Source organism: Kistimonas scapharcae (genome assembly GCF_039540975.1).
Classification (GTDB): Bacteria; Pseudomonadota; Gammaproteobacteria; order Pseudomonadales; family Endozoicomonadaceae; genus Kistimonas; species Kistimonas scapharcae.
In genome coordinates, this window is record NZ_BAABFL010000336.1 from 1 (window position 1) to 6,298 (window position 6,298).

Below are 6,298 nucleotides of genomic sequence, written 5' to 3' on the forward strand. Positions count from 1 at the left end.
CATGACACGTCTCCTAACCCAAGGAAAACCAGTGTCGTAAGTTTAGACGGGAGAATGGCTTATGTTAGGTGGTAATCAGGAATCTTTTTATTCCATAATGACGACTCATGTGATCAGTAAGATGAGTCGGTCTGCTCATGGTTTTTTTACATATCGTGCATGTAAGAGTGTGTGCAATTATATGTTCTTTGAAGTGTTCCAGATTATCGGACTCATAACTTTTGCACTCAGACCATTTGCAAACAAAGGGTGGTTGATGAATATTGCCATGCTCATTGAATATGTGTTTTCTTAGCATGGGTAGTGACTTGAAAGTGAGGCCACAGCTATGCTGGTCACTGTTAACCCAGTTGCACGTATAGCATTTCAGCGAGGCACTAACCCGGTATGATTTTCCGGGAATTCCTTTTGTGCGAATGCGTGAAGTCTTTGGTTTAGTGGTTTGTGTTGCTGTTTCGTCAATTTTTCGTTTAGCGGTATTCTTCACTTGTTTACTTGAACCATTGCCTGACCGTACGGGTTCTATGGGGGCTAATGATGGTAATGGTTGATAATCAGCTTCTCGTTCTGAAAGGCAGGTGCCTGATTCCTTTTCTAACAACAGGGTTGTATCTATCGCCTCGGCAGGCTTCGGGTCTATATGGCCTAATGGCGGGAATGAGGAATCCTGACTGATACTGGAAAGAGCACTTTCAGGCTGAGGCATAAGTGTTATTTTGCCGGACTGTATCCTGTCCGGTGAATTGTTACTCGAAGAGACCATGCCAAAGGCTCTCAGCATTGGATCTACCGGTCGTGTCTCGCGATTTTGGTTGTTACCATGCTCAACAATTGTGACATCACGACCTGAGGCTGTTGCACTTTCAGGACTTGGCTCCCGTGAGGGGGAAGTTTGACTTGAATAAGGAGAAAGAGGATCCACGAAATCATTCCTGCACTCTGCTTGAGAGTGCAGCAGTTTACGTCATCAGCTGAGCACGATAACTAACAAGGGGGTAAGTAACCTCGTCATTGTGTTCCTCCGCTATAACATAACCCCGTCAATTTCAAAGTCATCAGTAGTCAGAGCAGGTCTCAACGTCTACATCTCGTCCAATTCCAAAACCTGAACCCCAATCAACTCCCCCTGTCGAGATCCGGCCGCAATAAGGCGTCGCTGAGTCTGCTTTAACGGGAAAGGAACTAAATATCACGGCTGCTTCATGCGCTCGCTTTACAGAGTTTTAACGTAGCGCAGTGAATTTTTTAGTAGATGGAGCGCACGCCAGGTACACGATAACCTTTGGTTAACAGTGTCGTCTGTAAATCATCGGCCACAGAATTCCACTGCTCGATACTCCAACCCTGCATCAGGCTTTCATCCTTTATGCAGCTGAATAGACCTTCAACGGATAACGGTTTGGAGAGTATGGTCAGCTTTTTATTGATGCGCTCATCCTGAATAGTCCGTAGCACAACAAACTGCCTGCTATGCAGTTCATGCACAATCAGCGTGCCATGCGCGAATGCTTTCTGGAGGATTAATGGGCCGCATATCTGCACGACCTCTTCCTGATAACTGAAACGTGGATGTCTCTCGAACCAGATTCTGTAGGCTTTTGAGAGATTGATTTCGTAAAACTTGTTTGGTCTTCTGTATACCCTGATAACCGCATCACCAAAAAGCTGTTTACCCCAATCCTCCATGCTACTGGCATCACGGGGATCTGAAAACGCTTCGTCTTTTAACTGGCGCAATGCCTTCGGGCTTGCGTGACCGGTCAACCGGAAGCGTTGCCGATGTTCACTTCTTTTGGCGTCAAACTGTTCCTGAAGTTCTTTGCATTTCGCCAACAGTCGTTTGGCGTGAGCTTCCGGATCATAGAGCTTTTCATTCCCCCCCACATTTTCATCGTTCCCGGATTCAAAGAGCTTTTTGATCATAGGCATTTCCAGATGCCCCCGAGCCCTTGTGCAGGCATCCGTCAGCCGTTTACGGGGTATGGCAGGAGACCAGCCATAACGTTGGAATTTTTGCTCAATGACGTCTTCTATGCATAGCTTCAGCTTGGTGAGATCATCATCATGCCGCTTTTTGGTGAGGTTATACCATGTGGCAACGATCGCACGTTCCAGCCTTTCGGCTTCCAGACTTTCTTCACGCTCAAGCTTGGTCACTTCTTCATGGTAAGTCGCCAGGGCATCTTCCAATTGCGTGATAACCGACCGATTGCTTCTTTCAATCTGAGCCTGGCTACTGAACCCCAGACCATGCTGCTTTTTGGGGCTGCCATCAGAATCAATCAGTTCCAGTACGTTGCTGTGCTCACTAAGCACCTCATTGAAACCGGCTTCCCCCGTGGGATAACGGCCTTCGGAATCATGCTCGGATACGGCTCGCAAGCCTTCCATGAGTACCTGTTGTTCCCAGTTGTCAGGCAGGCTCGGGGTCATGGCCTTGAGAATGGGGTAGGCTGAAAATTGATCCCTTGGCGCTTTCGGATACAGCATCCGGATAAGGATCTGGGCATGCTCATCTTTGAGCTTGCCTTTCCCTGCCTTGATCTGGCTTATGAACGGCTGACTGACGCCGGTAGCACTTGCCATTTCACTCAGGGTTCTGCCTTGCTGTTCATTCAGCGCTACCAGTTCCCTGGAATAAGGGTGCTTTGCAGGTCTCCCCTCCGGGAACAAAATCTTCTCTATATCAGTATCCAGCGTCTGCATCTTGTTTCTCATTGATTGTGAACTGCAGAACTCATTCATACCGGCTTTTTCAGAATCGCAAAAATAACTGTTTTACTTATAGTTTTCTTATTGCTAATTCTTATCTAGCTGTTTTTATTAAAATTAATTGAACATTCATTTTATGCAAATTCCAAACCCGGCAACTTTTCGCGTATTCCCAACGGTTTAATACAGACAATAAACAGGCTCAAAGCTATGATTTGGTGAAAGTCGATTTAAAAACACCAGATAAACTTATAATTTACTTATGCCAAACCAATACTGCACTTATAATATTCTTTTTTAGCGCCTATTCTCTGCAATATGATCAACCGCATCCGGGGTTATCGCTTGGGTGACCGGTCTCAACGTCTACAAACTTCACCAGCCTTCCAAACCTGCCCCTAGCCCTCAGGCATTCAATGCATCTGATGTATCTGAGTCTCTTCCAGGGTCAGTAACCGGCTCTTGCCTGGCGTCCCCCCGGCGGGCTTTACAAAGCAGCCTGGGGGAAGCCGGAAATGACGTTCCTTAACTGGACATTACCTGGGCAGTGCCTTCAACCCGGCTGTCATCTTCCATGGTAATCAACCGATTGGTGACGACACCGGACAGTATGGCTCCACTGACATTTAATGCAGTGCGCCCCATATCGACGACCGGCTCGATAGCGATTAACAGCCCGACCAGTTCCAGCGGCAGCCCCATGGCCGAGAGCACCATCAGTGCGGCAAACGTTCCGCCACCGCCGACACCCGCCAGACCAAAAGAGCACACCAGAATGACCGCACATAGCGTTATCACCCAGGCCGGCGTGATGCTGATGCCAACGGACACCGCGACCATCGTAGCCAGCATGGCAGGATAGATCCCGGCGCACCCGTTCATACCGGCGGTCGCGCCAATGGATGCGGAAAAATTAGCGATAGCCGGATGAACCTTCAACGAGTGGGTTTGCGTCTCAATGTTCAGTGGCAGGCAGGCGGCGCTGGAGGTGCTGCTGAACGCCAGGGTCAGCACGGGCCAGATCTTGCCGAAGTAACGCAGCGGATTCATGCCCAGAACCGTCACAATCAGCCCGTGGCAGAGGAACATCAGCCCTATGGCGAGATAGATAGCCGCCATGAAACCACCAAGACTCGCCAGACTTTCGAGGCTGGTGTTGGCGACAACACGGGTCATCAGTGCCATGACGCCCCACGGGGTCAGCCGCATGATCAGCCTAACCAGGCGCATGATGACATCCTGCAGGGCGCAGATGCCATCAATCAGCGGTTTCGCGTAAGGGGATTTCTCCCGGGCCATGGAGACGACGACAAACCCGATCAGCATGGCAAAAATCACCACCCCGATGACCGATGTCTGCCGGGCGCCCGTGAGGTCGAGGAAAATATTATCGGGAATGAAGCTGACCAGCAGCCTTGGGGGATCCAGCGCCTCCAGTTTGCCGACATAAGGCAGCAGACTGGAGACTTCTGATTGCGCACCCTGTAACAGCGTGCTCGCGTTCAGGCCAAAGGTGACCGAGGTGAAAACGGCAATCATGGCCGCAATCGCCGTTGTGGTGAGTAATGTGCCGAGGGTATAGAGGCTGATTTTGCCCAGCGACCGCGTATTATGCATCCGCACCATGGCACCGAGGATGGAGACCAGCACCAATGGCATGATGACCAGTTTCAACAGACGGATATACCCACTGCCCACAATGTTGATCCAGGCCAGTGACGTTTGCAGCGTCGGGTCATCCGGTGAATAAAAGAACTGGAACAGGGCACCGAGTCCGGCTCCCATGAGCAGGCCAGCAAGCACCTGTCGGGAGAGGGCATACTTTTGACGGGCGATGAGCAGCAGGCCCGCGCACAAAAGAAGAAACAGTGTCTGGTTCAATAGCAGACTTAACATGATGTTTCCTTAAATGTATTGCGAAACAAAGACAAAAATGTCAGCAGAATAAGCTGTGCTGTTGACAGGGGTACAATACAAACGCTGGCGTTTTGATCTCCGGGAGTTGGCGACAACAAATGACTGGAAGGACAGGGTTGCCGGGCCCAATCCCTGTACGCCCTGACGGTGGGCATCATAAGGGTTTGGTACGGCCGCTGCAGGAAAATCCGAGGCTTTGTTGTTTTGGATCAAATCGACAGGCAGGAAGACATCACCATAAGGTAACCTTCCGGTTATGGTGGGGAGACTCCTATGAGTTTTACGGAGAATGGGTGAGTTCAGACTTGATGGGACAGTGAGCCATTTTACACAGGGCAGCCTTCGATAGACCTGGCCACTGGAGCAAAACAACCTATAAACCCTTGCATAGTACAACGCTTGCAAGGGTCGATTTATTTCTCTGGGCTAAGAAAAGACGTTGAAATCATTGCCGCCTTTATTGGAAATTCGCAATGATTTTTGGATTAAGGCAATCCCGGAGAAACGTCTTCATAGCCGCCATATCGCCAGAATCATAAAACGCCAACATCAGCTGATTGAATTCTTTCTGCCGTTTGGCTGGCACATTAATAATGGGATAGCCAGCGGCAAGAAGAATGCCGTTCATCATGAATCGACCCATACGCTTGTTGACGTCCCAGAAAAACTGGGCGCGTGCCATTCGGAGGAAAGCCGTAATCGCCTGATCATAAATATCACCAATAGCAGCAAGTTCTGCTTCTATTTCAGTCCACACGTTATCAAGCGCGTTGGGCGATGGCGGCTCGTAATCAGCACCACTGATTGTGACATGACCACTACGGAAAGCGCCCCAGTCAAGCGCTTCCTCTTTTCCGGCAATGTTATGGATTTCAAGGGCAATCGGTTTAGTGAAAGAAAACCGGTTATCTGCCACAAGGGTAAAAAGGTGCTTCCATGCGTCAGCCTGGTTGAGCGCCATATTCTGATCACTGATTTTATGGCCACCCACCGTAATACCATCGAGCAGTGTTTGTACTTCCGGGAGGGTCATAGCGACGCCTTCAAGGTTTACAGCATCGTAAACCAGCGCAGGAATATCACGAACGGCAAGCTGTCTGGCCATTGCAGGATCAGGGTTCATTGCCCAAACAGTATCTTTTGCCGCTGACATTGGCTCTTCTCAATCGTTTTAACGGTGTTCTACAAATTATATGTATACATATAACGTCAGTCATGCGATTTGCTATTCGCTGCAGTGACAAAGCTTGTTTTTGAATCACTCTAATTACAAACCTGCCCCTTGCGCGCATTCAACAACACGCTTTTAACGCCGTCTCTTCTTTGGTCAGTAACCGGCTCTGGCCCTGCTCAAGATCACCCAGAGTGATATGGCCCACAGAGACCCGGTGAAGCGCCAACACCGGGTTGCGAAAATAACCAAACATGCGTTTCACCTGGTGATACTTGCCTTCAATGATCGAGAGCCTGGCGGTGTAGGGGGAGAGAATCTCTAAACAGGCGGGCTGGGTGGTCATGTTTTCGTACGCAAAATAGATCCCTTCCCGAAATACCGCAATATACTCATCCGTTAATGGCTTGGCCAATGTCCTTAAATCCCGCTTAACCTTGGGAATGTGAGCAAGCTGGCCGTACTTTTGGCAACAGAGTACAGTTTTTGCACAAAACG

The 6,298-nt window shown here is 49.4% G+C and carries 5 protein-coding genes; all 5 read right to left on the reverse strand.

Annotation, left to right across the window (positions count from 1 at the left end):
• Positions 1-64: 64 nt before the first annotated feature.
• Positions 65-922, reverse strand: a complete 858-nt coding sequence (locus tag ABD892_RS12065; protein ID WP_345195950.1) for a hypothetical protein — start codon at positions 920-922, stop codon at positions 65-67.
• Between the two features lie 323 nt (positions 923-1,245).
• The gene (locus tag ABD892_RS12070) at positions 1,246-2,718 is read right to left on the reverse strand and encodes a helix-turn-helix domain-containing protein (protein ID WP_345195952.1); all 1,473 of its coding nucleotides are present in this window, start codon (positions 2,716-2,718) and stop codon (positions 1,246-1,248) included.
• A gap of 519 nt (positions 2,719-3,237) precedes the next feature.
• The gene (locus ABD892_RS12075) at positions 3,238-4,608 is read right to left on the reverse strand and encodes a cation:dicarboxylate symporter family transporter (protein WP_345195953.1); all 1,371 of its coding nucleotides are present in this window, start codon (positions 4,606-4,608) and stop codon (positions 3,238-3,240) included.
• A 478-nt stretch (positions 4,609-5,086) separates the two neighbouring features.
• Positions 5,087-5,782 carry a Fic family protein gene (locus ABD892_RS12080; protein WP_345195954.1) on the reverse strand — a complete coding sequence of 232 codons (696 nt, stop codon included), beginning with the start codon at positions 5,780-5,782 and terminating at the stop codon, positions 5,087-5,089.
• 139 nt (positions 5,783-5,921) lie between these two features.
• The coding region (locus ABD892_RS12085; RefSeq protein ID WP_486329675.1) for a pseudouridine synthase family protein at positions 5,922-6,298 on the reverse strand (377 nt) is incomplete at its 5' end.

What these genes read in the sequence shown, in the direction of transcription:
- ABD892_RS12070 (WP_345195952.1), bottom strand. Translation starts at nt 2,718, where the DNA reads ATGAGAAACAAGATGCAGACGCTGGATACTGATATAGAGAAGATTTTG.
- ABD892_RS12075 (WP_345195953.1), bottom strand. Translation starts at nt 4,608, where the DNA reads ATGTTAAGTCTGCTATTGAACCAGACACTGTTTCTTCTTTTGTGCGCG.
- ABD892_RS12080 (WP_345195954.1), bottom strand. Translation starts at nt 5,782, where the DNA reads ATGTCAGCGGCAAAAGATACTGTTTGGGCAATGAACCCTGATCCTGCA.